General features: G+C 59.9%; 18 protein-coding genes. 1 reads left to right on the top strand and 17 read right to left on the bottom strand.

Annotated elements, in window-relative coordinates:
- Window position 1: 1 nt before the first annotated feature.
- The 16 genes from BLU78_RS08630 to BLU78_RS08555 form a co-directional block, all read right to left on the bottom strand.
- Window positions 2-619 carry a hypothetical protein gene (locus BLU78_RS08630; protein ID WP_231290747.1) on the bottom strand — a complete coding sequence of 206 codons (618 nt, stop codon included), beginning with the start codon at window positions 617-619 and terminating at the stop codon, window positions 2-4.
- Window positions 619-1,245, bottom strand: a complete 627-nt coding sequence (locus BLU78_RS08625) for a lactate utilization protein (RefSeq protein ID WP_020693176.1) — start codon at window positions 1,243-1,245, stop codon at window positions 619-621. The genes BLU78_RS08630 and BLU78_RS08625 overlap by 1 nt, the downstream gene beginning before the upstream one ends.
- A gap of 172 nt (window positions 1,246-1,417) precedes the next feature.
- Complete coding sequence (locus BLU78_RS08620) at window positions 1,418-3,946, bottom strand: DUF5117 and DUF5118 domain-containing protein (protein ID WP_010260633.1); 2,529 nt, start codon at window positions 3,944-3,946, stop codon at window positions 1,418-1,420.
- An 11-nt stretch (window positions 3,947-3,957) separates the two neighbouring features.
- Window positions 3,958-6,576, bottom strand: coding sequence for a zinc-dependent metalloprotease (locus BLU78_RS08615; RefSeq protein ID WP_010260630.1), 2,619 nt, complete (start codon window positions 6,574-6,576; stop codon window positions 3,958-3,960).
- 23 nt (window positions 6,577-6,599) lie between these two features.
- Window positions 6,600-7,238 carry a YiiX/YebB-like N1pC/P60 family cysteine hydrolase gene (locus BLU78_RS08610; RefSeq protein ID WP_010260627.1) on the bottom strand — a complete coding sequence of 213 codons (639 nt, stop codon included), beginning with the start codon at window positions 7,236-7,238 and terminating at the stop codon, window positions 6,600-6,602.
- 92 nt (window positions 7,239-7,330) lie between these two features.
- Complete coding sequence (locus BLU78_RS08605) at window positions 7,331-8,899, bottom strand: hypothetical protein (RefSeq protein ID WP_010260624.1); 1,569 nt, start codon at window positions 8,897-8,899, stop codon at window positions 7,331-7,333.
- Between the two features lie 12 nt (window positions 8,900-8,911).
- Window positions 8,912-9,652, bottom strand: coding sequence for a DUF4843 domain-containing protein (locus BLU78_RS08600; RefSeq protein ID WP_176791130.1), 741 nt, complete (start codon window positions 9,650-9,652; stop codon window positions 8,912-8,914).
- An 11-nt stretch (window positions 9,653-9,663) separates the two neighbouring features.
- Window positions 9,664-11,238: a RagB/SusD family nutrient uptake outer membrane protein gene (locus BLU78_RS08595; RefSeq protein WP_010260617.1), complete on the bottom strand. Its 1,575-nt coding sequence runs from the start codon at window positions 11,236-11,238 to the stop codon at window positions 9,664-9,666.
- 11 nt (window positions 11,239-11,249) lie between these two features.
- On the bottom strand, window positions 11,250-14,723 hold the full coding sequence (locus tag BLU78_RS08590) for a SusC/RagA family TonB-linked outer membrane protein (protein WP_010260614.1): 3,474 nt from the start codon (window positions 14,721-14,723) through the stop codon (window positions 11,250-11,252).
- Between the two features lie 15 nt (window positions 14,724-14,738).
- Entirely contained in the window at window positions 14,739-16,118 is a 1,380-nt protein-coding gene (locus BLU78_RS08585) for a RagB/SusD family nutrient uptake outer membrane protein (protein WP_074712060.1), read from the bottom strand.
- 12 nt (window positions 16,119-16,130) lie between these two features.
- Complete coding sequence (locus BLU78_RS08580) at window positions 16,131-18,959, bottom strand: TonB-dependent receptor plug domain-containing protein (RefSeq protein ID WP_010260605.1); 2,829 nt, start codon at window positions 18,957-18,959, stop codon at window positions 16,131-16,133.
- Window positions 18,960-18,986: 27 nt separating this feature from the next.
- Window positions 18,987-20,165, bottom strand: coding sequence for a FecR family protein (locus BLU78_RS08575; protein WP_010260597.1), 1,179 nt, complete (start codon window positions 20,163-20,165; stop codon window positions 18,987-18,989).
- Window positions 20,166-20,326: 161 nt separating this feature from the next.
- The gene (locus BLU78_RS08570; protein ID WP_020693189.1) at window positions 20,327-20,905 is read right to left on the bottom strand and encodes an RNA polymerase sigma-70 factor; all 579 of its coding nucleotides are present in this window, start codon (window positions 20,903-20,905) and stop codon (window positions 20,327-20,329) included.
- 189 nt (window positions 20,906-21,094) lie between these two features.
- Window positions 21,095-22,426: an RIP metalloprotease RseP gene (rseP, locus tag BLU78_RS08565; protein WP_010260577.1), complete on the bottom strand. Its 1,332-nt coding sequence runs from the start codon at window positions 22,424-22,426 to the stop codon at window positions 21,095-21,097.
- Between the two features lie 13 nt (window positions 22,427-22,439).
- Complete coding sequence (locus tag BLU78_RS08560) at window positions 22,440-23,591, bottom strand: 1-deoxy-D-xylulose-5-phosphate reductoisomerase (protein ID WP_010260574.1); 1,152 nt, start codon at window positions 23,589-23,591, stop codon at window positions 22,440-22,442.
- Between the two features lie 7 nt (window positions 23,592-23,598).
- Window positions 23,599-24,468 (bottom strand): murein hydrolase activator EnvC family protein, encoded by an 870-nt coding sequence (locus BLU78_RS08555; protein WP_010260570.1) that lies wholly within the window; start codon window positions 24,466-24,468, stop codon window positions 23,599-23,601.
- Window positions 24,469-24,600: 132 nt separating this feature from the next.
- Here BLU78_RS08555 and BLU78_RS08550 point away from each other — a divergent pair, with 132 nt between their 5' ends.
- Window positions 24,601-25,512, top strand: a complete 912-nt coding sequence (locus BLU78_RS08550) for a nucleotidyltransferase family protein (RefSeq protein ID WP_026020639.1) — start codon at window positions 24,601-24,603, stop codon at window positions 25,510-25,512.
- A 76-nt stretch (window positions 25,513-25,588) separates the two neighbouring features.
- On the opposite strand, the gene BLU78_RS08545 is transcribed toward BLU78_RS08550, so the two are convergent.
- The gene (locus BLU78_RS08545; RefSeq protein WP_010260567.1) at window positions 25,589-25,978 is read right to left on the bottom strand and encodes a hypothetical protein; all 390 of its coding nucleotides are present in this window, start codon (window positions 25,976-25,978) and stop codon (window positions 25,589-25,591) included.
- Window positions 25,979-25,981 lie beyond the last annotated feature (3 nt).

The raw sequence follows: 25,981 nt of genomic DNA, 5'->3' as shown, positions 1-25,981 counted from the left end.
CTCAGTTCGCGTTTGTCGAGGTGTACGACCGGCGTTCGGCCTTCGTGATTCCCGCGTCGGGGTAGAGCGCCTTGTATGCTTCGGTCAGGTCGGTGACGAGCACCGTTTTGCTCCGTCCGTCCGTGTCCTGATAGGTCGAGAGCGTGAACGTGTATTCCGTTTCGGGTTCCGGACAGTAGATCAGCACTTCGTTCGTGCCCGGGGTTTTGAAGAAAGCCGCCGTCACCGTGCCGGCATCCGTTGCGGTCTCGATCTGTGCGCGTCCGCCGTTGTATTTCGAGAAATTGAGCGTGTAACGCCCGCCCGCCTGCACGTGCGCCGACGCGACGATCCCGGCTTTGATCGCTTCGACCACCGGGTCCGTCGTTTCGCCCTCGTCCGCCCGGCTTTCCGGCGTCGGCTCGGGTTCCGGCTCGGGTTCCGGCTCGGGTTCCGGCTCGGGTTCCGGCTCGGGTTCCGGTTCGGGTTCCGGTTCCGGTTCCGGTTCGGGGCTCGGGACGGTTACTACGGCCTCGACGCGTACGACGGGGTAGACGGCCGTGTAGAACACCTCCGATTCGCTGCAGGCCGCCAGCAGCAGCGCCGCCAGCATGACGGCGCCGTATTTCATTCCTTTCATCATAGTCCCAAATCTTCGTCGATCAGTACCACCAGCACCCGATTGTCGGGCCAGCAGCGCAGCATCTCCATCCGGGTATTGCAGACCCGGTCCTGTGAGTTGCAGTCCGAGCAGACGCCCGTTTTGGCGCAGGGCGTTCGGAATCCCGGGTGACGGGCGATGTTTTGCGGCGCCGCGATGCGGCGGATGCGCTCTTCGGCTGCGTCGCGGTCGGCCACCACCTTGTTGCGGCCCGCCACGATAATCACTTTGCGGGGCCCGAACGCCACCGGGGCGATGCGGTTGCCCACTTTGTCGAGCCAGTGGAGCGTTCCCGCTTCGGTCACGGCGTTCACGCCCGTCACGAAGAGGTCCGACATCAGGGCTTGCCGGCGTATTTCGAGCCGTTCCGCGTAGGGCTTCGAGGCGTCGAATCCGTCGAGCAGCGTCACTTCGTCGTTGCCGGCCAACCATTCGAGGATGCCCGTTGCGCGCATCGTCATTGAATCGCCGAACGACGCCAGCCGCGGGCGACAAGCCTCGGCGGCGGCTTTCATCACGTCGAAAGCCTCGGCCGTACTGCCGACGGCCACGGCGTCGAAATGATGCCGCCGCAGCGCCGCGGCGCAGGCTTCCAGTTTTTCCATACTCTCTTTTGCCATCACACAAAGGTAACTTATTTTCCGGTTTCTGCAAAATGCCCGCTCCCGCTTAAAAGCGGGTTTTACCGGGCGGAAAGCCGCGGCGCGCTCTTGCGCCCGTATACGAAAAAAGGCGCGGAACATTCCGCGCCTCTTGTGTTTCAATGGCTTTCCGTCGTTACTCCGTTTTCAGCGAGTTCTCGATCCTGCGGAGCATGTAGCGGCAGAAGTCGCGCGACGGGGCGTCCGACGCCGCGGCGACTCCCCGGCGGTAGATGTCGCGGAGTTGCAGCAGCATGCCGTAGTAGACGTGCTCCGAGAAATCCTTGGCGTAGTACGTCATGCGGTATTTGCCGTATGCGCTGATCGGAGCCAGCGTCGCCGTGGCTTCGTAGGGGAATACGGGCTGCATGGCCTCTTCGTCCGCCGCCGCGAATGCCGCGGCCCGGCCCCGTGCGGACTTGGGTTCCGCAAGGACCTTCGAGCCGCCGATGACCACGCCCGTAAACGCCTGCTGAAGCAGCCGGTTGTAGTCGGACAGTTTGCGTCCCGCCCTTACGTCGCGGAAGATGTAGTCGGCCATGTCCGCCGCCATCTCTCCCGGCGTGTAGGCTCCCGCCAGTCCGTTCTGGTAGCGGGGCAGGGTCTCCATGCGTTTCATCAGCGTCCCCAGGCAATCCGTCTGCACCGACTGCGGGAGGTTGGCCAACTGGCCTTCGGTGAGCTTCGTGTCGAGCCACGAGAGGTCCTCGATGGCTTTCAGCGTCTCCTTCACATAACGCCGCTGCTCCTCCTTGGGCACGACGCGGAGCATCGTCTGCCCGTCGCCCTCCGTGACCTCGGTGTAGTAGACGCCGCCGATGTAGGCCGCCATGTAGGAAACCACCTCCCGGACGCCCCTCGAGAGCGCCGCAATGGTCTCCGCACGGTAGCTTCCGTCCGCATCGCGTCCTTCGAGCCACTCCGCCGCATGTTGTGCGACGGTGCGCAGGTTCTCGAACCGGTAACGGGTGCGCTTCACGGGATCGTCGCCCAGGTTGTAATAGGCCAGCCGCACGTCGCCGAAGTAGTAGTCGTACCAGTAGTTGCCGTAGTAGTAGGCCGGGTCGCCGGCTTTTTCGCGCAGCATCTCCGAAAGGGCTTTCTGCTCCTCGGCCGGGGTCTTGGCTCCCGGGATGTCGCCGTAGAGCCAGCGGACGGCGAAGTAGTCGTATTTGCCCAGACAGTCGTTCACCAGCCGCACGCCCTTGTCCCCGGGCTGTGCCAGGTAGTTGTAGTCGTTGAGCGCCGTGATCGACGAGCAGATGCCGTTTTCGCGGGTGAACGCCGCCGAGCGCAGCGAATCGGTCGGGTAGGCCGCTGCCGCCGCATAGTTGGTCGCAAGGCCGAGCACCTGAGCCACGCCGCGCGCCGTGTGGACGGCCAGCGACGAAGCGAGTTCCTCGTCGTCGAGCACCATGTCGCGCGCCGCGGGGTCTGTGGCCGCGAGGTCGATGAAGCGGCGCAGGCGAATCTCGTCGAGCAGGCTTTCGGGCAGGTGGATGCGTCCGCCCGTGATCTCGCCGCTGCGGGGGTCGGTCGAGAGGTTGACCGTCATCTTCGGATTGGTCGACGCGACGTATTTCACATAGAATCCCCCGGGATTGTTGCTGTCGAATCCGTCGGCGGGGTAGGCTTCGGCTTTCAGCACGTCGCCCATGCCGATCCGGCGGAAGGCTTCGTTCCACAGCCCGATGCCGCGGCGGATGCCCTGCTGCCACGCCGGGGCGAACAGGGTGTCGATGTAGAAGGTCACGGGACGAATCTCACCCTCGGGGCGGAAGTTGATCCGCGAGGCGAAATAGGCCGGACGCGTGCCCTGTTCCGCGGTGAAACGGGTGAAGGGCACGGGCAGCACGCCGATCCGCGGGTCGGCGATGCGCGCCGGGGCGCACTCCTCGGGGAGCATCGTGACCGTGCGTCGTGCGCGGGCCGTGAAAGGCTTGTCTTTGCAGATGATGAAGATGAAATACTGCGTCGTCACGCCGTAGGTCATGTCGCTGATGACCGAGGCGTAATCCTTTCCGCCCTCCACGTCGCGGAGCAGCGAGCGGTCGGCCTTGTAGCTGGCGCGGGAGATGTGCAGCGGGCTCATGCCGCGGGCTTCGAACGCTTTGAGGTGCTCGTTGTCGCTCATGAACAGCGCCGTGTTCTCGATCACCACGGCCGTCGAATCGGCGTTGTAGGCTTTGATCGGATAGCTGGCGACAATGGGCATCGCCGAGCTGATCTCCAGCGCCCGGACGATGCCGGCGTCGCCGTCGGAGAGCGTGCGGCGCGGCACCTCGTGCATCCTCACCACCGAATCCCGGCGCGAGAAGGTCACGTGGTAGGGCGGCAGCGGTTGCTGGCCCGCCAGGCCGTAGTCGGCCAGCGACGACTCCTCGATCGAGGTGTTGATGACGAACTCGCGTTCGAGGATGTCGAGCGGGATTTCCGTGTAGAGCTTTCCGTCGATGATGTGGAGTTTGAAAAGCCCTTCGGCCGTCCTGGACTCCTTGTCTTTGAAGAGCTTTTCATAGGCCGACAGCTTTTTGGGCGCCGGGGTCTCGCTCTTTTTCTTCTCCTTGCGGCCCTTTGCCGCCGCGTGCGCTCCGCCGGGCAGTACGGTCATTGCCAGGAGTGCGGCAAGCAGCAGCGCGCCGATCTTGTTCAGGGATATTCTCATGGCTGAAGGCATTATTTGTTGAGCGCTTTGTCGAGGTTGTGCAGCAAGTACTGGTAGTGCATGCGGGTTTCGCCCGACGCCGATGCCGCTTTGCCGCGCAGCAGGTTGCGGATGCGCAGGATGTCGTTGTAGTAGATCATCGAGATATCCTTCTGCGTGAAGTACTGGAACCGGGGAGCTCCGAATCCCGACACGGCGTCGCCGTCGGCCGCGATCCCGTGTTCGCACCCTGCGCAGCTGCACAGCGGCGCCGGTCGTGCGAACGAGCTGAAAGCCTCCCATCCGGCGTCGTCCGCGGCGAATGCGTTGGGCGTGCTGCCCCCGGCGGTGTAGTTCTTCAGCCCGGCCTTGGCGGCTGCGGCTTTGAGGAACTCGCGCTGGATGGCCATTTCATCCTCGGTCAGGCGGCGGTTGCGCACGGTGGGCTCCCACACGAAGTCCGAAACGTCCTTGTAGCAGGCTTCGGGGGTGTAGGGGTCTTTCGACAACTGGGCGTTGATCGCCAGGGTCTTCTTGGCCGGAGCGTTGACCACGGCCTGAATGACCGCCTCGCGCACGGCCTCCCGGGGCGAACCCAGGATGGTCACCTTTTCCAGCAGGGGCGCGTTGTCGAGCCACTGCATCTGTTTGAGTTCCGCGAGGATGAACTGCAATGCCCGGCGCTGCTTCTCGCGCGGCACGCACACCACGGCCTCCACGGGATCGCCCTCCAGCTTCTCGTTGAGGTAGATGCCGCCGATGTTGGCGTAGACGTGCTGGATGTAGGTGACATACTGGTTCACGATGTTCGTGTACATGCCGTTGCGCTGCGAATAGTCGTCGTCGCCGGACGCCAGCCATGCGTCGAGGTTCTCAAGGATGTAGCGCAGGTTGCGGATGCCGTATTCTGAAGCCTTCACGGCGTCGTCGCCGAGGTCCTCGGTCTGCGACTTGGGATCGACGATGCCCCCGAACTGCTGTTTGCCGTAGCGGTAGGTCGGGTCGGCCGAAGCCTCGGTGATCCATTTCGAGGTCACCGCATACTCCTCTTCGGGAGTCTTGGCGTCGGGTACCGGGGTGTAGAGCCACTTCACGGCATATTCGTCGTAGACGCCGAAGCGGGGCGGGGTGAGCTGCACGCCGCGCTCCCGGTCGCCGGGCTGGGCTACGTAGTTGAAACGCGCGTAGTCCATGATCGAGGTGGTCGTGCCGTACTTCCGGGTGAACGACGGCGAGCGGAGCGAATCGACCGGGATCACCGACGACGAACTCATGTTGTGCATGAATCCCAGGCAGTGCCCCACCTCGTGCGCCAGCACGTAGCGGAGCCCGTCGAGTAGCACCTCGTCGGGGAGGTTGACCCGGCGGACGCGCTCGTCGGCCTGCGAGGTCTGCACGAAGATCATCCGGTTGAGCATCTTCACGACATCGTGGAAGACATAGACCGAGGCGTTGAGTATCTCGCCGCTGCGCGGATCGACCCACGAGGGACCCATGGCGTTGGCGATGGGCACCGGGGCGTAGCGCAGGCAGGAATATTTGATGTTGTCGGGGTCGAACTCAGGATCGTCCTCGGGGTAGGGCAGTGCTTTCACGGCGTTTTTGAACCCGATCTTGGCGAAGAGCTCGTTCCACTGCATGACGCCTTCATAGACTGCGGGCTGCCACTTTTCGGGGAAATCCGGGTCGATGTAGAAGACGACCGGCTTCACGGGTTCGACCTGCTCGCCGCGCTTCCAGGCTTCCGCGTCCGACGGCTCCAGCCGCCAGCGGTTGGCCAGGTAGACGGCTTTCACGCGCTGCTCCTTGTCGCTGTACAGGTATTTCCCGGTGGGGAATACCGACATGCGGCTGTCGGTGATGCGGGGGCGGTAGGGCTCCTCGTCGAGCAGCACCAATGTCCGGGTCATGACGGCCGTCAGCGGCTCGTTGTCCACGATCTTCTGCTTTGTCACGGGGTGCGTCACCGAGTAGGTGTAGCTCAGGGTGCTTTTCACCGTGAGGTTGTCGGCAAAGGATTTGATGCCGCCCAGCGACGAGAGTTCCTTTTTGAACGACTCGCTGAGGCTCGGCGACCCCGAACCGCCGTAAGCCCCGAGGTAGGAGAAGGGCGACAGCTCCTTGACGTGGCTCACGAAGAGGTCCGTGACGTTGAACACCACGGCCGTCGAGTCGGCGTTGTAGGCGTCGATTTTGAAATTGCGGAAGATGGTCGGGATGTTGTTCCGGTCGAGCGAGCGGAGGATGTTTCCGGCCACGCCCAGCGTGTAGTTGTCGGCATTGATCTCGCGGATCTGCACGTTCTCGCCCGTTTTGGTAAAGGTGATGTGGAGCGGCGTGTAGGATTTCGAGCCGGGGACTCCCGTGAGGTTGTCCGAGGTCTCCGAGATCACCGATCCCAGCAGCATTTCGCGGCCGAAGAGCGCCTGCGGAAATTCGAAATAGAGCTTGTCGCCGACCTTGTGCAGTTTGACCATGCCGTCGGCCACTTCGTGTTTCTTTTTGAAGAGCTTGTCGTAGGCGCTCTCCTTGGGTTTCTCCGCGGTTTGCGTCGTCTGGGCTTTTTTCCGGCTGCTTTTCTTGCTTTTGGCCTCGAGAGGCGCGGCGGCTATCAGGGCGCAGAGCGAAAGCGTAAGAACTTGTTTGAACATAAATCTATTGATAGTTAGTTGTTTCAGAAATAGCGGTGAACGATGCGGATGGCCTTCGAACGGGACATGTCACCCGGGTTGGTGCCCGGTACGCCCTCGGGGATATCGCATTTGTGGCGTTTGAAATGTTCGATCCACAGGGGGCTCGTCTCGCCCGTCGTCTTGTCGCGGAAGGTCATGGGCTTCATCCGGAAGATCGGCTTTCCGTCGGGACGGAGGTAGGAGACGTAGATCAGTTCGCTGCAATAATAGGTGTCGTCATCGGGGTCGAAAACATAGTCGTAACGTTTTCCCAGCAGCTTTTTGATCCGTTCGATGGCTGCCGGGATGTTCTTTTGCAGCCGGGGCTTCAGCCTGCCGACCACCACGACCGGTTTGCCGTCGGCCAACTGGGAGTTGCGGAAGAACTTGTCCAGTCTGCTTTTGACGACCCCGTAGGGCACGGCCTCGAGCACATAAGTCTCGCCGTCCTCGATGTAGGCGACGCCTACGTGCGAAAATTCCAGCTGCTCGATGCCCGAGGTAACGTTTTTGATGGCTTCGGTGTAGGCGCTCCGGCCGTTGACCTGAAAGAGCAGATCGCCGGTCTCGAGCCGGAACGGCTCCCGGGCGAACCCGGTCGCGGCGGCGAAGAGCAGCAGGATAAACAGGATTCTTTTCATGGTTTGCATAGGCGAATTATCATCGAAAGATAAGCATTATTTCCGGCACTCCCGTGCAGGACCGCCGGAAATAATCCCTTCGTATAGGGTGTTTACTGGTTGGCCCGGAAGCATACCACCTTGCCCGGGATTGCGGTTTCCACCTCGGAGTAGGCTTTCAGATCGTCGGTTTTGGCGTCCAGCACGTACATTTTCGAGGTTTTGGCCCCCGCGTCGTACGTGAACACCGCCGTATATAACTCCTTGGTATCGACATCGATCCTGTTCGGGGAGGTTATGACCACTTCGACGTCCGAGATCGGCGCCGGGAAACTCTTTACCACCTGCGGGTCGGCCTGCGACTCGTAGCTCGTACGCCAGAGGTCGCGTCCCTTGGCGATGTAGAGGTAGTTGAGCGGGACCTCGATGCCGTTGGTGAACATCGTGCAGTCGTCGCTCATGCCCCCGGCCCAGGAAGTGATGTCTTTCTTGTCAACGTAGGTGATAATGTCGCTGCCGCTGGTCTTCTGCTCATACGTATAGGTGTGGAGCTGATAGGCGGCGCCCGCTTTCACGGCCACGAACATTTTGATCTGCTTGTCGATGAACGTCGGCTGACGGAATACGCCGATGATCCGGTCGGCTTTGAGCACCGTGCCGTTTTCGTCCGGCAGTATTTGGCGCAGGTAACCCCGGTTGGAGTCGTAGCGGTAATACCAGAGTTCGCCCGAGGGCATGCGCTGTACCGAAAAATGCATCAGGTTCGCATAGGGATTGGCGCCCATGATCTGAACTACGCCGTCCTGTGTGGGAATGGCATCGGACAGAATCATCTGATATACATTATTGGTCGGGCCGATGAAAAGCGAATTGCCGACCAGCATTTCCTGCATGTTTCCTTTGTAGAAGCTCTGTCCATTGATTCCGGCTTCGGGCACTCCGTCGAATACCAGATTGCTGACGGTGCCGATGGAAAGTCCCAATGGGTTGGTGCTCGCTTCTGAGGTTTGTACCATCGCGCCGTGATCCGGGCCTTGATTGGTGTAGACGATGAGCTGTGAACCGTCGTAAGCGGTCCCGACTACGGATCCTTCCATTCTGGAGGGGGCGTTGTAGTGCGCAAATATGTCTGTGTAGAGCGTTGTAAAGGCTTCCGGAGTTGCCGCATTCGCCCCTTTGACCGAACCCCATTCGACACTTCCGTCCTCCTTTTCATAGACGAAAACACCGACTTTCGGAGCCATGACCTGGGCGATTGTCACTTTCAGGAGGTTGCCTGCATCGTTCTGGAGGTAATAGCGCCAATTTTCGCCCGATTTCTTGTTGTTGATGGCCAGCCAGAACGAAGTTTGTCCCGATTGGTTGAATTCCATCTTGTTGGTACGCATCACCGTCCAGTTGAGTTTGAGCCCCGAGGCAATGGTGTCGCCGCCCATGACCCAGTCGTAGGTGAAAAGCGATTCGTCCACGCCTGGTTTGAAGCGGACCGTGGGGTTGAGACTCAGTGTCTCCTCTTCGACCAGATTGAGGTAGTAGTTCGTTCCGATGCCGGGTATGCTCATGCCCTCCACCGCAGCGATGTCGGTCCAAGAGCCGGTATAGTAACTGCCCTTGTCGTCGTAGCAGCCCGTTGCCGCGAGGGCGGCCGCCAGAATAACCGTCAGGTATTTGAGTATTTTCATGGTTGTTCTTCTTTATTCGTAATTGATTGTTCCTTTGAACACTACCAGCACTCCGTTGTCGTAAGTGGGGTTGTTGCGGAACCATTCATAGGTGCGTTTGCCGTATGCATATCGTGTGATCGTATTGCTTTCGCGCCACATGTCGTCCGTGACTCCGTTCAGTTCCGCGTATTTCTCGGCTTTGATTGAGGAGTAGGTGCCGCCGTAAGTGTTCAGATCATTTCTGTTCCAAAAAGGAGGTTGAACCGTAAATCCTCCTCCGGACATTTCCACTCCGATACTCTGGTAGGTATCCAGTCCTGCGATGAAGGTTTCGTCGGGGACCAGTTCGATGACGAGCATGCCTATGGCATGATCTTCGCGCAGTTTGGCGAGATTGGCTTGTATGATCGTCGAGTCGGCATACTGTCCCGCATGGAGGATTTGTTGCGTTGGTAGTGTGTAGTGCACGCCTTCTACCAGATTGCCGTAGCTTTTTTCGGACGATATGCGCACGGTGTATTTCCGGTCGTGGTCCGCAATGGTTCCCGACAGGCGTACCGGAATTTTGAAATCGATTTCGTCCTGTCCGGTGTAATATACCGTATTTATCCTCAGTGTATCCAGCTCTGCATTGTCATTCAATGTCGGGAGAAAATAGTTTTTGACGAAATTCAGCGCGGGGCGCTTCGAGTCGTATGCCGGTATGTCCTCCTTTTTGCAAGCTGCGAAAGCAATGGTAATTGCCAGAATGGGAATAATGTATTTTTTCATGGCTGTCATTCTTAATAGGTTCGGCCCGCGTTGTACTCCTTGTCGGGAATGTCGGGCGTATACTTGTTGTCATCCATTGTGAAATAGTAGGTCAACTCCGGGACTTGGTACAGCGTTATCAGCCGCTCCTCGTTGCGCCGCTTGTAGGCATAGAAGAGTTGCCCGTCTCCGAGCGTTTCGCGCCGGTATTCGAGCAGGATCTCGGCTTTCAGCCCCTCAGGGTCCGCCGAATTGTAGATGCCGCCTTGCCGTGCGGTCTGGAGCTGTTGGAGGATGCTCAGGCCTTCGCCCGGGTCGACTGCCTCGATGGCTGCTTCCGCGGCGATCAGGTAGGCTTCGCCCAGTTTGAGCAGCGTCACGGCCTGCTTCGGATAGAGTGCGATGTCTTCCGGCGTGCTTGATTCACGAATGTATTTGCCGATCATTCCCGATGGGTAGATCGTCCTTTTCCAGAGATTGATGCGGATGTCGCTCGCTGCCGAGAAGAAGGCAGCGGGCGTCAGACCGGAGGTTGCACTCAGCCATTTGTTCGACGCCAGTTTGCCGAACACACCCAATCTCGTACCGCCGTTTGCCTTGACCGCATCCTGCATGTTTTCGTCCAGATCGTCCGTCAGCACGGCGAAGAGATTTTCCATCGGACAGCTGCGGTCCACGGGAGTTCCGTAACTGTCGACGCGGTTGCGCTCGGCTTCGGTGATGAAGTGGACGCCGGCTCCCGCGGCATTGTCGATGACCTCCTTGGCCGCCGCATAGGCCTCCTTATTCTTGCCGCGGTAGAGGAACGACCGCGCCTGGAGCAGTTTCACGGCGTAATAGTTCAGTTTGTACTGGCGGCTGGTGGTGAACATCAGCGTATGGTAACTCTTGTTCGAGCTGATGGGATCGTTGTCCTTCATGATCTCGGCGGCATGGGCCAGATCGGCGTCCACCTTGTCCAGGATCTCGTCGGTCGTCGATGAGGGAACGAATTTCAGGGCATCGAGCGTCTCCATGTAGGGGATGCGCTTGGCTGTCCTGCCCTGTTCCGAGAGGTAGGGCGGCTGGAACAGCCGCACGAGGTCGAGGTGCAGGTAAGCCCTCACGGCCAGCGCTTCGCCCGTCAGCAACTCTTTGACACCCGTTTCGAACGCTACGTCGGTGGTTTTGAGCTCCTGAAGCAGCAGGTTCGCGTTGGTGATGGTGTTGTACATCTTTGTCCAGATAGCCTCGTACGTGGCATCCGTCCTTTCCGTGCGGATCGCTCCCCGGGTGTGGTTGAACGCCGGGAATTGCAGCGGGGCTACGGTAACGGCATAACTCGGATCGTTATAGAAGTTATTGGCGTAATAGGTCAGGTATGCGCCGCCGCCCGTATATACGGCGCCTCCCATCATGTCGAGGTAACCGCACGTGAGGTCGAATCCGTAGAGTTTGTCGTCGGCCATTTTGATGTAGAGGCCCGCAAGCGCGGAGTAGAAGCCGTCCTCGTTCTCGAACACCTTGTTCGAGGTGATTTCCGAACGGGGATATACGTCGAGCCAGTCTTTGCACGATACGGTGCCGACGGCCAACAGCAGCAGGGTTGCGATATATCTTATTTTCATGGGATCTGTTTTTAGAAGTTAGCCTGGAGACTGAGTGTGAACGTGCGTGCGTAGGGGTATGAGAGTCCGCGCTCCTGCCGGATCGTGGAGGCGTAGAACAGGTCGTTGGCCGAAAGCGCGATACGGAGCATCGACATGCCCAGCAGCCGCTTGTCGGGGCTGTTGAGGTTGTACATGATGCGTATGGAGTTCATCCGCAGGTAGTTGTTCTTCTGCACGAAGCGCGAGCTGGCGTAGGTCTTGCCCGAGACGTTGATGCCGCGGTACTTGGCGCTCTGTCCCGGCTCCGACCAGCGGTCGTAGAGGGCCCGGCGGTCCATGTTGTAGGCCACCCGGTTGACCGAGTTGTTCATCGAGGTGTTCTCGATGCGGTCCACGAGCGTCTGGTTGTACATCTCGCCGCCGAACGAGTATTCGAAACTGGTGTTCAGCGACCAGCGCTTGTAGCTGAGGTTCACGCCGAAATAGCCCCGCAGGTCGGGTTCCGTGTCACCCACGACCACCTGATCCGCCGAGTTCCACGTGAATGTGCGTTTGCCGTCCTTGGTGATGAATATCTCCTGTCCCGTTCCGGGGTCGATGCCGGCCGACCGCACGGCGTAGATCGCCGTGAGCGACTTGCCCTCTTCGAACAGGAAGACGTTCTCGATCTTGGTCTTGTCGGTGGTCGTCTGCTCCTCCATGATCTGCTTGTTGTAGTCTTTGAGGGCTTCCGAGAGGTTGGTCAGCTTGTTGCGGTTGTGCTGTCCGTTCACGAAGACGTTGAACTGCCAGTTCTTGGTGCGGACGGGCGTTACCGAGAGGTTGAAATCGAAGCCCTTGTTGCTGACGTCGCCCTGGTTGGCCGTGTACGACGAGAATCCCGTCGAGGGCAGGATATTTACCCGGGTGATGTTGTTGTCCGTGGTGTTCGAGTAGTAGTTGAATTCCAGGTTGATCCGGTTCCGGAGGAATCCCAGTTCGAGGCCGATGTTGCGTTTGAGCGTCGTCTGCCATTTGAGGTCGGGGTTGGCCAGCGACATGAGTTCCGCACCCGTGATTCCGTCGTACATCGTCAGGTACTTGTACATGTTGAGTATCTGACTCAGCGCGAAGTTCGAGTTGCCGGTGGTGCCGATGTTGGCTTTCAGGGCGAAGTTGTCGAAGACCTTGCGGTTCATGAATTTCTCGTTCATCACGTTCCACCGCACGCCCACGGCCCAGAACGACGATATGCGCTGTTTGCTGGCGAAGTTCGACGAACCGTCCACGCGGTAGCTTCCGTCGACCATGTAGCGGTTGTCGAACGAGTAGTTGACCGTTGCGAAAGCACCTGCCATGCGGACGATGCTGCTCGAACCGGTGGGACGTCCCGAAAGCGGATACTGCGCGCCGTCGGAAGGATAGGTCTGCGAGTCGTTGAGGAATCCCGTCACCGAATAGCTGTCGCTTTCGGCGTTGTCCTCTTTGATTTCGCCGCCCAGTACGGCCTGTACGGTGTGGCGGGCGAAACTCTTCTGATAGGAGAGGCTTGCCTTGCCGTAGTAGCTCGTCGACGTGGCGTTGTTCTTGTCATAGCTTCCGCGGCGGTAGAGCTGTTCGATGGAGTTGTTGTCCAACCCGTCGGTGATGGCCGAGCTGAAGGGCGAGACATATCTTTCGGAGACTTTCTCCTGCCGGTTGTAGCTGAACTCTCCCCGCAGGCGCAGGTCTCTGACGATCTCCCAGTTGGCGCCCAGCTGATACGTCAGGCTGAGGTTGTTGCCGCGCGAGAAGTTGTTCAGGTTGTTCGCCTCGTAAAGCGGGTTGATCTGGGTGCCGAGGACGTTGGAGCCGATGCCGGTCCAGGGGTAGTTTTCGTAGAGCGGGATGTTGTTCGCCGAGAGGCTCGGGAAATAGTCCCCGTGGCTGTCTTTGATGCGGAACACCGGGAGCAGCTGGGTGTAGGTCGAGAAGTCGCCGTAGGGCGAATCCTTCGTGTCGGTGAATCCCACCTGCAGGTCGCTGGTCAGTTGCAGTTTGTGGGTGTCGTAGATCAGCTTCGCGCCGCCGCCGTAGTTGTTGCGCAGCGAACCGATCATCACGCCGTCCGAGAAGTTGCCGTTGAGGTTGATCTGATAGCGCAGCGTACGGTCCTTGCCCTGCCTGCCGACATCCGTTCCGCCTTCGAGGACGAGCGAGTGACTGTGTTTGAACGCCGTGCGCAGGGGTTGTGCGAGCCAGTAGGTGTCCACGCCGTTCGCGGCCTCCATTTTGAGCATTGCCAGCAGGTTGCGCCGCTCGGGGTCCACAGAGCCCGAGCCCCCTGAGAAGATGTCCATCTTCTCGTAATATTGCACGAGCTCTTTCGAGTTCATCAGGTTATACGACGAGAGGTCGGGGGTCTCTATGCTGGTGTTGAGCGTGTAGGATATCTGTATGCTGCCTTTCTGGGGCATCTTGGTCGTGATGACCACGACTCCGTTGGCGGCGCGCGAACCGTAGATCGACGATGCTGCGGCGTCTTTGAGGATGGTGACGTTCTCGACGCGGTTGATGTCGAGGTTGTAGACCTTCTCCACCTCCACCTGGAATCCGTCGAGGATGAAGATCGGCAGCGAGGTGTAGGTCTGGAGCGTATTCTCCGAGATGTCGGGCATACTGTTTGCGCCGCGGATCTCGATGCGGTCGGGAATGTGGTTGGGGTTCGACCCGAATTCTCCGGTGATGTCCGAGATCACGAACGAGGGGTCGTACACCTGTAACGCCTGAAGCACGTTGGTCGGGTTGACCTTCACCAGGTCGGCGCCTTTCACCTGCGTCGCCGTACCCGTGAAGCTGTTTTTGGCCTTGGGTACGAAACCCGTGATTACGAGCGCTTCGGATTCGATGACGTCGGATTTCATCGTGACGTCGAGCGTCCCGCTGCCGACGGGCAGCGTTTGGGTCTTCATGCCGATCATCGAGAAGGTGACCTGCGTTTCGTCGGCCGGCACGCGGAACGAGAACGTTCCGTCGGCGGCCGTCGAGGTTCCGCGCTGCCTGTCCTTCATCGAGATGACCGACACGCCGACCATCGGCTTGCCGGCTTCGTCCCTGACCACACCCGATACCGTGCGTACCGGAACGGCCTTGGCCATGACGGAGGTTCCCTGTGCGGCTGCGGCTTTGGGGTCCTGCGACAGTACGATGGTGTTGTTGATGAACTGGTAGGTGAGGCCCAGCTTGGGCAGGATGCTTTCGAGCACCTTGTTCACCGGAACCTGACGTGCCGAGACGTTCACTTTGCGCGAAACGTCGACGTTGTTGTCGCTGTAAAATATTTTGTATCCGGTCTGCTTCTGGATTTCGGCCAGCAGGGTCGAAAGCGGCTTTTCCCGGAGTTGGAACGTGACTTTGGCCTCCTGCGCACGGAGTGCGCCGGCGGGGATACAAGCCAGGAAGGCCAGCAGCAGGCACATCCGCAGCAGCCTGAAAGGCCGTGCGCTGCGCGGTGCCGGGGCGATATGTTTTGTGATGTTGTTCATCTGCTCGATCTTAGGTTATTTTACAATGGGGAATGCCTTTTTGCCGACATCGGTTATCTGCGAGCCGTCGTAGGCCGTAACGGTCAGGTTAAGGCGCTTGCAGAAGTGATAGCGCACGCCTTCTCCCAGGAATTCGTATTGATACTGCTTGCCGAGGGCCTCCATCAGTTGTGCCTGCGTGGCCGTGTCGGGCAGCTTCAGCGATTCGCTGTTGCGCTGGACCATGAAGTCGTTGAATTGTCCGATACCTGCCGGTAGCTGCTCCGACTTGGCGGCGGCCTCCGCGGCCATGAGGTATACCTCGCCGATTTTGATTACCGGGATGGCCGGTGCGGTCTTCCACTTGTCGATCTTGCTCGTCGGGGCGAACTTCGTGCGCATCGTGTTGTCGGAGTCGAACCAGTTGCGGCGACGGTCGTCAGCGTGCAGGTCATCGATGTCGAGCCGTGCCGAAAGGGTTACGCCTTTGCCGTCGGGGGCGGGGTTGAAGAGCTCTTCCGAGAGGGCGCAGAATCCCGTTTCGGGGGAGGGAAGCGCGAAGATGAACTCCGCCGAAAACTCGTAGTCGGTTCCCGAGACGGTCCGCACGAAAGCGTATCCGCCTTCGCCGATGATCTTCGTCAGCAGGCCGTATGCCTTGCCGAAATCCTCGGCCGTGCCGCGGCTCATCAGCGCACGGGCCTCGGCGGCCAGGCAGCCGTAGTAGTTGAGCTTCCAGACGCGGTCGATGGGTGCGGTCCCGAGCAGCGACAAGTCGTCGTATCCTACGCCGGTGACGATGGGGTCGTATTTGGCGAGTTCCGCGGCGGCGGCTTCCAGCTCCGAGATGATCTTGTCGGTCAGCTGCGCCGTGGTCATCTGCACGCCTTTGGGCTGCGTGCCCTCCATCCAGAGGATGTTCGACGCGCCGCTGTCCACCGTGCAGGCGGGGCTGTAAAGCCGCAGGAGCTCGAAGTGCAGGAACGCCCGCAGGCCCCGGGCCTCGGCGACCATCATTTCGCGCGATCCGGCGATGAAGTCCACATCCTTCTTTTCAGCGAAGAGCCTGAGGATGTCGTTGCACTGGTAGATGGCTGCATAGAGCCTGGTGTATGCTTCCCGGGCGATTGTCAGAGCCATGTCGTCGTTGAAGTCCATCTTGGCCCATGCCCCGGCCCCGGCATAGGGGTTGAAACTCTGGGCGAGAAATTCCACGCCTCCCAGCGTGAGGTTCGAGCCGTAGAGTTCCGCGGAACGAAGCCCGGTATAGATGCCGTTCATGTAGTCGCGGAAAGAGCCTTCGTTGTCGAAGACCTTGGCCCCGGACTGTCCTCCTCCCTGGGGTTCAGCCTCGAACCACTTGTCGCATGACACGGTAACGAGGAGCAGGAATGCGGTGTATATGATTTTTTTCATGTGTTCGCGTGTTTAAAAGGTTGCCTGAAGCGAGAGGATGAAGCTCGATGCGTAGGGGTAGTAGAGGCTGCGGGGGCTCTTCACCGACGACGTGTACCAGAGGTCGTCGCAGGTGAGGCTCACTTTCAACCCCTGCATGCGCATCACCGAAGCGATTTTTTTCGGGAACGCGTATCCGATGCGCAGCGACGAGAGCGAGAGGGTGTTGCGCGTCGATACGAACCGCGACGATGCGTAGCCGCCCGAATTGTCGAGACCCTGGTAGACAGCGTCTTTGTTCGACGTATTCCATTTGCCCTCGGCGGCTGTCGGAACGTTCTCCGAATACCCGGCCAGGTCCACTGCCTGCTGGGTGTAGAGGTCGTAGAACTTGCCGCCCAGCGAGTAGGAGAAGACCGCTGCGAAGTCGAAGTTGCGGTAAGCGGCCGTCACGCCGAACGTACCGCGCAGTTTCGGGGTCATGCTGCCCTGATACTCCATGTCTTCGGCGGTCGGGGAGAACGATTTCGAACCGTCGCGCAGGTAGAACTGCTCTTTCCCGGTCGCCGGGTCGATGCCTGCCGAGCGCAGGGCGTAGAGGCCGTCGGCGGCATCGCCCTCGGCCATGCCGTAATGGTATCCGTATTCGAACATCGTGGAATTGAACGTCGTTGCCGAATAGTCGGGCAGCTCGGTGATCTTGCTCCGGTTGACGGCGCCTTTGGCGAAGAGCGTCAGGTCGAGGCCGCTGCGGTCGCGCAGGACGCCCGCCGCCACCGAGAACTCCAGCCCCGAGTTGCGGATCGCGCCGCTGTTGGCATAACGGAATCCCGATCCGAAGGCGACGTTCTGTCCCTCGAGCGTCAGCAGATCCTTCGACAGCGTGTTGTAGTATTTCACGGCGATATCCACCGTGCTGATACGGCCGCTGACGCCGACGTTCACGTTGCGCGTCGTTTTCCATTTCAGGGCCGGATTGTAGTTGTTCATGTTGTAGAACGACACGAGGCCCTTGCTGTAATTATTCGATCCCATGCCGTTGAAGTAGGGGTTGTCGATGTCGTAGGCGTAGAGCGGGTTGACGAACCCGTAGTCGAACTGGTAACCCGCCGTGCTGCCGTACCCGGCCGTCAGCATCAGCCGTCCGACGAATCCCGAATTGTCCAGCAGGGCTTTTTTCAGGTCGTAAGCCGCCGTCAGGGAGTATGAACCCGCCGTGCGCTTGTCGGGAGCGAGCATCGAGGATTTGTCCACGCGGCCCGCGAGGTCGACGAACAGCGTCCGGTCCAGGCTCCACGACACCACGCCGTAGCCGCTCAGCACGCGCTCGTAGGTTTTGGTGCCTTCGGGACGCTCCGCCGCGTAGCGCTGTGCGAAGGAGATGTAGTCCATGTGGTCGCTCGACATGCCCACGCCGCGGAATGCGTCGTCGGTCATCGTCGCCGAGTAGACCTCCATGCCGAGCGTGGCGCGCAGCGTATGGCGTTCGCGTTCGAGGCGGTAATCGGCCCAGACCTTCTCCTGATAGCTTTCCAGCCGGTTGCGGAGGATGCGGTAGCTGCCTTTCTGGTCGATTTCGTCGATTTCGTAATCCTTGTAGACGAGTGACATCGGGGAGGTGAATTCCGAACGCTTGTCGTGGTCGTGCGTGAGGTTGAACTGGCCTGCCACGCTGAAGTGCTCGTCGATCTTCCAACGCAGGGTGAGGTTGTTGTTCACCCGTGCGATCTTGTTCTCGGCGAAGCTGTTGAGCGAAGTCTCGTAGAGCGGCGACCACTGCTCGCTGAAGGTCCCTTCGCCCAATATGTCGTAGGGCACGCCGCGTTCGTCGGCCGGGGCATAGTAGGGATTCATCCGTGCCCATTCGTACATCGGACCGTAGGTCGATTCCGAAGCGTCGGCCATGTCCACGCTCAGCTCGTTCGAAATCTCCAGCCTGCGCGTCGTGTAGCCGATGAATGCCGATGCGCCGTACATCGTGCGCTTCGAGCCCTTCATCACGCCCTTCACGGGGTTCATGTAGAGCACTCCGCGGTAGCGCAGGCTGCTGTCGCCGCCGTAGACCGAGACGCGGTGGCGGTGCGAGAACGAGGTCCGGAGCGGCATGTCGAGCCAGTCGGTCGAGCCGTTGGCCTTCACGTCCGCCATGCGCTGCCGGTAGAGCGCGTCGTTGCCCTCGTAGGCGCCCATGCGCTTCTCCCAGTCGAGCTTTTGCCCGGCGTCCATCAGATCGAACGCACGCATGCCGGCGCGCTGGAACGTGCCGTCGAAATTATAGGTCAGCCGCAGGGGGTGGGCCTCCGGGACTTTCGTCGTGATGACGATGGCTCCCTGCCCGGCCCTCACGCCGTAAAGGGCCGTTGCCGTGGCGTTTTTGAGCAGCGTGACGCTCGCGATGCGCTGCATGTCGAAATCTTTCAGCCGGTCGAACGACTCGCTGTGGCCGTCGACGATCACCAGCGGCCGGGCGTCGGCGTCGCTCATTCCCCAGATAAACGATTTTACGCCCTGGAGGCTCATCGCGGCGGGAACCGCATTGGGATCGGAACCGTATCGTTCGTCGGGGTCGGTGCCGCAGATCGACGGATCGATCAGTTGGAGGGCCCTCACGAGGTCGGTGGGGTGGAGCCTGCGCAGCTCCTCGCCCGAATAGCCGGCCTCGGCTGCCGCTGCGGAGTCCGTGCGGCAGTTGTCGCGGACAAACTCTTCGTGTCCGGGGGTGTTACCTTGTCCAAACACCGGGGATGGGCTCATGGATAGCATGACCGAAACGACTGCCGGGAATGCCAGCGGCCGCAGCAGGCGTACCGCGGAAATCCCTCCCGGAAGTTTCCGTTCGTTTGTTTGTAAAGGTTTCGTCATAATTCGTAGGATTTAAATGGGTATTTTCTATCTCAGCGTGATCTTTGTTCCGTCGTAGTCTATCTGCATGCCCGTTCCGGTCGATGCGATGATCGAGAGTATCCTGTCGAGGTTTTCGCACCGCGGGAACTGGCCGCTGAACCGGAGGCCGTCGAGCAGGGGCGAGACCTCGAATTCGAAGCTGTACCAGCGTGAAAGGTTCTCCATGATCTCGGTTACGGAAGCGTGTTCGAAGATGAAGGTTCCGCTCATCCAGGCCGTCGCCAGCGATGTGTCGACCGCCTTCACGGCGATCGCGCCGCCGTTCCGGCGGCTGTATTCGGCCTGCTGGCCGGGTTCGAGCGTCACTTCGCCGCCGCCCGCAAGCGGGGCTATGGCCACCGAACCCTCCACCAGCGTGGTGTATATGGCACGGTCGCCCTCGTAGGAGTTGATGTTGAAGCGCGTTCCCAGCACCCGGATGCTCTGGCCGCCCGATTCGACGATGAATGGCCGCCGGGCGTCGTGCGCCACCTCGAAATAGGCCTCGCCCTCGAGCCATACGCGGCGTTCGCGGCCCCGGTCCGAGGTGAAGAACCGCAGCCGCGATGCGGCGTTCAGCCATACCTGCGTGCCGTCGGCCAGCGTAAGGCTGTATTCGCTGCCGCGGGGCGTGACCAGCGTGTTGTACTCCTCGGGAACCTCCTCCTGCTTTTGGGTCTGTGTTTTCCGGGGCTTGTAGGCGAGGCTGTTCTCTCCGGTCATTTCCACATCGACGCCCGTTTCGGTCCGGACTGCCAGCGAATCCCGCAGTCCGAGGTCGATGCTCGCGCCGTCGGCGAAATAGAGCACCGCATGCTGTCCCTCGGGCCTGATCTGCGCGATCTGAGCCATCACCCGCTTCTGGCGCCCGACGTGCGTGTAGTAGATGACGCCGCAGGCGATCAGCACCGCCGCCGCAAGGCTCGCGGCGCTTTGCAGCATCAGCGAATAACGCTTCAGCCGGCGCTGCCCTTTGCGCTCCTCCATCCGGTGCCGGACCTGCTCCCAGGCCCGTTCCACGTCGCATTCGGCGCGGATCGCCCGGCGGCGTTCCAGCTCTTCGGCATTGAGGATTTTCCCGACGATGCGGATTTTGTCCTCTTTTTCCAATTCCCGGAGGCGCAGTTTGAGCTGTTCACGCTCGTGCGGGGATGTTTTCGACACGAAAAAACGTCCCAGCAGCATGCCTGCCTTAATGAATGATATGATATTCCCGACTAACACTACTATTATAACACTTCGGAAGCGGGAGCGGATGACACGCGATGTGAAAAAAATGTAAAAACTTATTCCAGCATCGGTTAGGAGGGTGTAAAATCGTAACTTGAGGGGCGGCTTTCAGCGGCTCAGAAGAGCATCCACTGGTTGGAAAGCACGATTCGCAGGACTTTGTAAGCGCGGGATTTGTGCGTGCGCACGGTGTTGATCGAGATGCCGAGCACATCGGCGATCTCCTGGTTGGAGAGCCCTTCGACCGACATGTTGAGCACCTGCCGGCCCATCTCCGGCAGTCCTTCGATCGCCTGCGAGATAATCAGCGACGACTCTTCGCGCATGATGGCGTCGATGAAAAATTCCTCGCTCTTTTTCTCGCTGCGTTCGCGTTTGTAATGCGCCGCCTGCATTTCGGCATAGCGGCTGCGTATCTGCTCGTGGCGCAGATGGTTAAGGCATTTGTTGCGGAGGGTTTTGTAGAGGAATCCCTTGGCCATGTATTCGTTGTCGAACGTGCAGCCCTGTTCGAGCAGGGCCACGAAAGCCTCCTGTACGAGGTCTTCACATACCTCGCGGCTCTGGACGAAGTTGCGGGCGAAGGAGACGAACATGGGATAATAGTTCCGGAAGAACTCGGGGATATTTCCCCCCCCCTCCGAACTGCGGAATACAGAGACCTCCGGGCCGTTGTATGTTCCGTCCTTACTCATGGTTTCTTCGTCTCTCGTTAAACTAACCTTTGCTGCGGGCGCAGCTTCCTCTTGCGGTCAAATATACTTGCTTTTTAGGTAAATTACAAAAAAAATTACAAAATGCTGCTGTTTTCGGTTCTCTCCGATACGCAAAAACGGCCCGAATCTCCTGATCCGGACCGTTTTAACTGTTCGGCGTCCCCGCCGTTATTTGATGAAGAAGCGGTATATGTCGTTTCCGTTGGCGTAGAGCAGCAGGAACAGGATGATGATAAGCCCGACGTACTGCGCTCCTTCCAGCACCTTGTCGCTCACTTTGCGGCCCGTCACCATCTCCCAGAAGGTGAATATCGCGTGCCCGCCGTCGAGTCCCGGGATGGGCAGAATGTTCATCACGGCGAGGATGATCGACAGGAAGGCGGTCTTCAGCCAGAAATCCTGCCAGTCCCACGACGAGGGGAAGATGCTGCCGATGGCGATGAACCCGCCCAGCTCCTCGTACATCTTGGTCTTGGGCTGCACGATCATCTTCAACTGCTCCCAGTAGGAGGAGATCATGTCGCCGGCCCTGCGGAAACCTGCCGGGATCGACTCCCAGAAGGTGTACGTCTGCGTGCGGAGCGTGTAGGGGTTTTGCACGATCACGCCGATCGTTCCCTCGGCGGAGACGGGAACGGGAAGTTCCAGCGTCCCGCCGTCGCGCAGGACGGTCAGCTGCACCGTGTCGCCGGCATGGAGTTGCAGATAGGACCTGTAATCGCGGTAATCCATCTTTTCGTAACGGTCCGCCGTGCGCCGGCTCTCGATGGCGACGATCTCGTCGCCTTTCAGCAGTTGTGCGGCTGTCGGCGCCACGACGCTGTCGATCAGGAAGGGCATGCGCTGGACGAGGAGTTTTTCATAGCCCTTGTTCTGACGCATGGCGATCAGCTCGGCGAGCGGGAGCGTCAGTTCCACCTGCTCTCCGTCGCGCTCCACGACCACGCGGCGGTCGCCCTCGGTGATCAGCAGCGAGTTGAGGAACACCATCGGGTTCTCCACCGCCTCGCCGTCGATGCTCACCAGCCGGTCCCCGTCGCGGAATCCGAGACTGTGGCCCGCTTCGTTGAAGTTGTAGCCCCATTTGGCATCCTCGTTCGAGAAATAGGCGTCGCCCCAGGTATAGCAGACGCCGATGTAGATGGCCACGGCCAGCACGACGTTCATCACCACGCCGGCGATCATCACCAGGAAGCGTTTCCAGGCGGGTTTTGACCGGAATTCCCAGGGCTGCGGGGGCTGTTTCTGATACTCCTTGTCCATCGATTCGTCGATCATGCCGGCGATCTTGCAGTATCCGCCCAGCGGCAGCCAGCCCAGTCCGTATTCGGTGTGCCCGCGCCGGAATTTGAACAGCGAGAATCCCAGGTCGAAGAAGATGTAGAACTTGTCGACGCGGATTTTGAAGACCCGCGCCATGATGTAGTGTCCCAGCTCGTGAATGCCCACGAGAATGGTGAAACAGAGGAAGAACTGAATGATTTTGACTAAAATATCCATTGTCGGAATGTGGTTACAGTTTCAGAAATTCCGCCGCCAGCGCTCGGGCTTCGGCGTTCGCTTCGGCGTAATCGGCCAGGGTGGGCGAGGCGGTGAACGACGCGTGTTCCAGCGCATGACGGATGGCGCGCACGATGTCGAGCCACGCGCACTTGCGCGCAAGGAACGCGGCTACCGCCACTTCGTTCGCCCCGTTCATCGTGCAGGCCGCCGTGCCGCCGCGCCGCAGGCAGTCGTAGGCGATCTCCAGCGCCGGGTATTTCGCGCGGTCCACCTCGGCGAAGGTCAACTGCGGATGGTTCAGGAAGTTGAACCGCTCGCCCGGACGGTTCGCCCGGTCGGGGAACATCAGCGCGAAGCTGATCGGCATGCGCATATCGGGGGTTCCCAACTGGGCTTTGATCGCCCCGTCCTCGAATTCGACCATCGAATGCACGATCGACTGGGGGTGGAGCAGCACCGAGATCCGCTCGGCCGGGGTTCCGAACAGCCAGTGGGCCTCGATCACCTCGAATCCTTTGTTGACCAGCGTCGACGAGTCGATCGTGATCTTCGCGCCCATGTCCCACTGGGGATGGCGCAACGCCTGTTCCACCGTGACGTTCGCCAGCTCTTCGGCCGCGAGGTCGCGGAACGCGCCGCCGCTGCACGTGACGATCAGCCTTCTGACCGGGGCGCGTTCGCCCACGAGGCACTGGAAGATGGCCGAGTGTTCCGAGTCGATCGGGATCACCGGAGCCTTCCGCTCCCGGGCCAGCGGCATCACACAGGCTCCGCCCACCACGAGCGACTCCTTGTTGGCCAGCGCGAGCTTCTTGCCCGCCTCGATGGCGGCCACCGTGGGCGCCAGCCCCGCATAGCCCACCAGGGCGTTGACCACCACTTCGCTGCCGCCGCCTCCGGCGACCTGCGCCACGGCTTCCTCTCCGGCGTAAACCTTCGTGTCGGTATCGGCCAGCGCGTCGCTCAGGGCGGTGTAATGGCTCTTGTCGGCGATCACCACCGTATCGGCGTCGAATTCCCGGGCCTGTTGTGCGAGTTTCTCCCAGTTCCGGTTGGCCGTGAGGATGCGGGCCTCGAACCGGTCGGGGTTCTCGCGGACGATGTCGAGCGTCTGCACGCCGATCGAACCGGTCGAACCCAGTATGGCAAGTCGTTGTTTCATGTGTTTGTCAGAAGACGATGTATCCCTCCGGGTCCACGGGCTTGCCGTTGTTCCAGAGTTCGAATTCGAAGAGTTTCACCTCACCGTTCTCGGCTTCGGCATTGTATCCGATCAGTTCGCCCGGGCGGATGGTCTGTCCGACCGACACGAGCGACTGCGAAAGATTCTTGTAGATCGAGATCAGGTTTCCGGCATGTTGCAGGACTACCGTGTAACCCGTTTCCGGAGCCCAGATGCTCTGCACGACCGTTCCGTTGTCGATGGCCGCGACGCGGTCGCCGGCCGCCGCCGCGATCTTCACGCCGAAATTCCCCTGTTTGATGTCGAAATGCCCGGTGATGATCCCCTCGACGGGCGTCACCAGTTCGATGGCCTCGCGGACCTTGCGGCGCGACCCCTCGCTGCGGGGGGCTATGGCATACTCCCCGTCGCCTTCCATCTGGGCCCTCAGCAGCGAATCCTCGGCCGAAGGCATCACCAGCACCTTGCTGATGCGCGACGAGTCCGACGTGGCCAGCGTCCGCGCCACCGGGGTGCGCCCCTCCATGATGAGGGCGATGTTGCGGTTGTAGGTCATCATGTCGTTCATCATGCGCTCCATCGAGTCGAGGCGGATGATGTTCTGCAGGAGGCTTTCGCGCGAACGGTCGGCCTCGGTGCGGTATCCGGGCAGGAACTCCAGCACGGGGCTGTACGCCATCAGCGACAGCGTGAGGATGAACAGCAGCAGGACGAACGCCACCAGTCCGGCGAAAATGCTCGCGGGCGAGAGGTGTATGTGCCACTCCTCGGAGTTGTCCGTGGCGTTGAGCATGTTGAAGCGGCGTTTGCGGAACAGCCCGCGCCACCACGCCCGTATTCTCATCAGAAATTTCATTTTCCGGGAACGTTTTTTCAGGGTTACGTTTGACAAAGGTAGCCAAAATTCCAAAAAACCTTTGGCATCGCCTTTAAAATTTTTACCTTTGCAATTGCTTTGAACCTAAACGTCACAAACAGATAAAAAAGTATGGTTAAACCTACATTACTGGTCTTGGCGGCGGGCATGGGCTCCCGCTACGGATCGCTCAAACAGATGGACGGCGTCGGTCCCAACAACGAGGCCATTATCGATTATTCGGTCTACGACGCCATCCGCGCCGGTTTCGGCAAGGTGGTCTTCGTCATCCGCCACTCTTTTGAAAAGGAGTTCCGCGAGGTCTTTTCGGCCGACCGCTTCGGCGGACGCATCGCCGTCGATTTTGTTTTTCAGGAGCTCGATTATCTTCCCGAGGGGCTTACGGTTCCCGAAGGACGTGTGAAGCCGTGGGGTACCAACCACGCCGTGATGATGGCAGCCGATGCCGTTCACGAGCCGTTCGCCGTAATCAACGCCGACGACTTCTACGGAGCCGAGGCCTACAAGACTATCGGTGATTACCTCTCGAAGCTCGGCGACAGCAAAAACAGCTATTGCATGGTTGCCTACGACCTGAACCGGACCCTTTCGGAGAACGGCACGGTTTCGCGCGGCGTCTGCGGCGTCGATCCGAAGGGCGACCTTACGTCGATGGTCGAGCGTACGCAGATCGAGCGCATGCCCGACGGCAAGATCGTCTTCCACGACGGCGGCGCTGACGAAGAGCTGGCTGAGGATACGCCGGTTTCGATGAACCTTTTCGGCTTCACGCCCGATTTCTTCGTCCATACGAAGGAGTACTTTGCGAAATGGTATGCCGAGAACCACGAAAACCTCAAATCGGAATTTTACATCCCGACGATGGTCAACAAGCTGATCGGCGACGGCACGGCGACGCTCCGTGTGCTGCGTTCGGCCGCCCAGTGGCACGGCGTCACCTACAAGGAGGACAAACCGGCGCTGATGGCCGCCATCGAGAAGATGATTGCCGACGGGAAATATCCTAAAAACTTGTGGGCATAACGTTTCGACCTATATGAATAAAGCGAGACTTCGAAAGAGGTCTCGCTTTATTATTGCCGGATGCCCGGGCTGGTTTTCAGTCCAGGAATCCCTCTTTCACCAGTTGTTCGCGGATGCGGACCCAGTCGGCTACGGGGCGTTTTTCCCCGTCCACGAACCGCAGGGGGCACCCCAGACTGCTGTCGTCGATATAGAGGTCGGCATGGACTTTCGGCGAAGAGGTCCAGCGCTTCTGTCCCGGGTTCTCGTTCACGGCGTAGAGCGGGATGCCGTTCCGGCGGAACCACTCCGCGGCCTGATCCAGCAGCTTGCCGTGGCGCATCGTGTAGAGTATGAGCCGGCATCCGTTGCCGGTGAGTTCTTTCAGTACAGGGACGGCTCCCGCATCCTCCCCGATTTCGGGGTAGGCGTGTGTTACCACCGTGCCGTCGAAGTCGATTGCTATCGTCGCGTCCTTGATTGCCATTTG

The organism is Alistipes timonensis JC136 (assembly GCF_900107675.1).
GTDB lineage: Bacteria > Bacteroidota > Bacteroidia > Bacteroidales > Rikenellaceae > Alistipes > Alistipes timonensis.
Note: the sequence above shows the minus strand (reverse complement) of the source record. Positions and strands in the feature narration are given on the sequence as shown.

Coding starts and splice junctions, on each gene's coding strand:
- BLU78_RS08585 (WP_074712060.1), bottom strand. CDS start 16,118: ATGAAAAAAATCATATACACCGCATTCCTGCTCCTCGTTACCGTGTCA.
- BLU78_RS08550 (WP_026020639.1), top strand. CDS start 24,601: ATGGTTAAACCTACATTACTGGTCTTGGCGGCGGGCATGGGCTCCCGC.
- BLU78_RS08625 (WP_020693176.1), bottom strand. CDS start 1,245: ATGGAAAAACTGGAAGCCTGCGCCGCGGCGCTGCGGCGGCATCATTTC.
- BLU78_RS08545 (WP_010260567.1), bottom strand. CDS start 25,978: ATGGCAATCAAGGACGCGACGATAGCAATCGACTTCGACGGCACGGTG.
- BLU78_RS08580 (WP_010260605.1), bottom strand. CDS start 18,959: ATGACGAAACCTTTACAAACAAACGAACGGAAACTTCCGGGAGGGATT.
- BLU78_RS08605 (WP_010260624.1), bottom strand. CDS start 8,899: ATGAAAATACTCAAATACCTGACGGTTATTCTGGCGGCCGCCCTCGCG.
- BLU78_RS08590 (WP_010260614.1), bottom strand. CDS start 14,723: ATGAACAACATCACAAAACATATCGCCCCGGCACCGCGCAGCGCACGG.
- BLU78_RS08595 (WP_010260617.1), bottom strand. CDS start 11,238: ATGAAAATAAGATATATCGCAACCCTGCTGCTGTTGGCCGTCGGCACC.
- BLU78_RS08600 (WP_176791130.1), bottom strand. CDS start 9,652: ATGAAAAAATACATTATTCCCATTCTGGCAATTACCATTGCTTTCGCA.
- BLU78_RS08610 (WP_010260627.1), bottom strand. CDS start 7,238: ATGAAAAGAATCCTGTTTATCCTGCTGCTCTTCGCCGCCGCGACCGGG.
- BLU78_RS08630 (WP_231290747.1), bottom strand. CDS start 619: ATGAAAGGAATGAAATACGGCGCCGTCATGCTGGCGGCGCTGCTGCTG.
- BLU78_RS08555 (WP_010260570.1), bottom strand. CDS start 24,468: ATGAAATTTCTGATGAGAATACGGGCGTGGTGGCGCGGGCTGTTCCGC.
- BLU78_RS08570 (WP_020693189.1), bottom strand. CDS start 20,905: ATGAGTAAGGACGGAACATACAACGGCCCGGAGGTCTCTGTATTCCGC.
- BLU78_RS08560 (WP_010260574.1), bottom strand. CDS start 23,591: ATGAAACAACGACTTGCCATACTGGGTTCGACCGGTTCGATCGGCGTG.
- rseP (WP_010260577.1), bottom strand. CDS start 22,426: ATGGATATTTTAGTCAAAATCATTCAGTTCTTCCTCTGTTTCACCATT.
- BLU78_RS08615 (WP_010260630.1), bottom strand. CDS start 6,576: ATGTTCAAACAAGTTCTTACGCTTTCGCTCTGCGCCCTGATAGCCGCC.
- BLU78_RS08620 (WP_010260633.1), bottom strand. CDS start 3,946: ATGAGAATATCCCTGAACAAGATCGGCGCGCTGCTGCTTGCCGCACTC.
- BLU78_RS08575 (WP_010260597.1), bottom strand. CDS start 20,165: ATGCTGCTGGGACGTTTTTTCGTGTCGAAAACATCCCCGCACGAGCGT.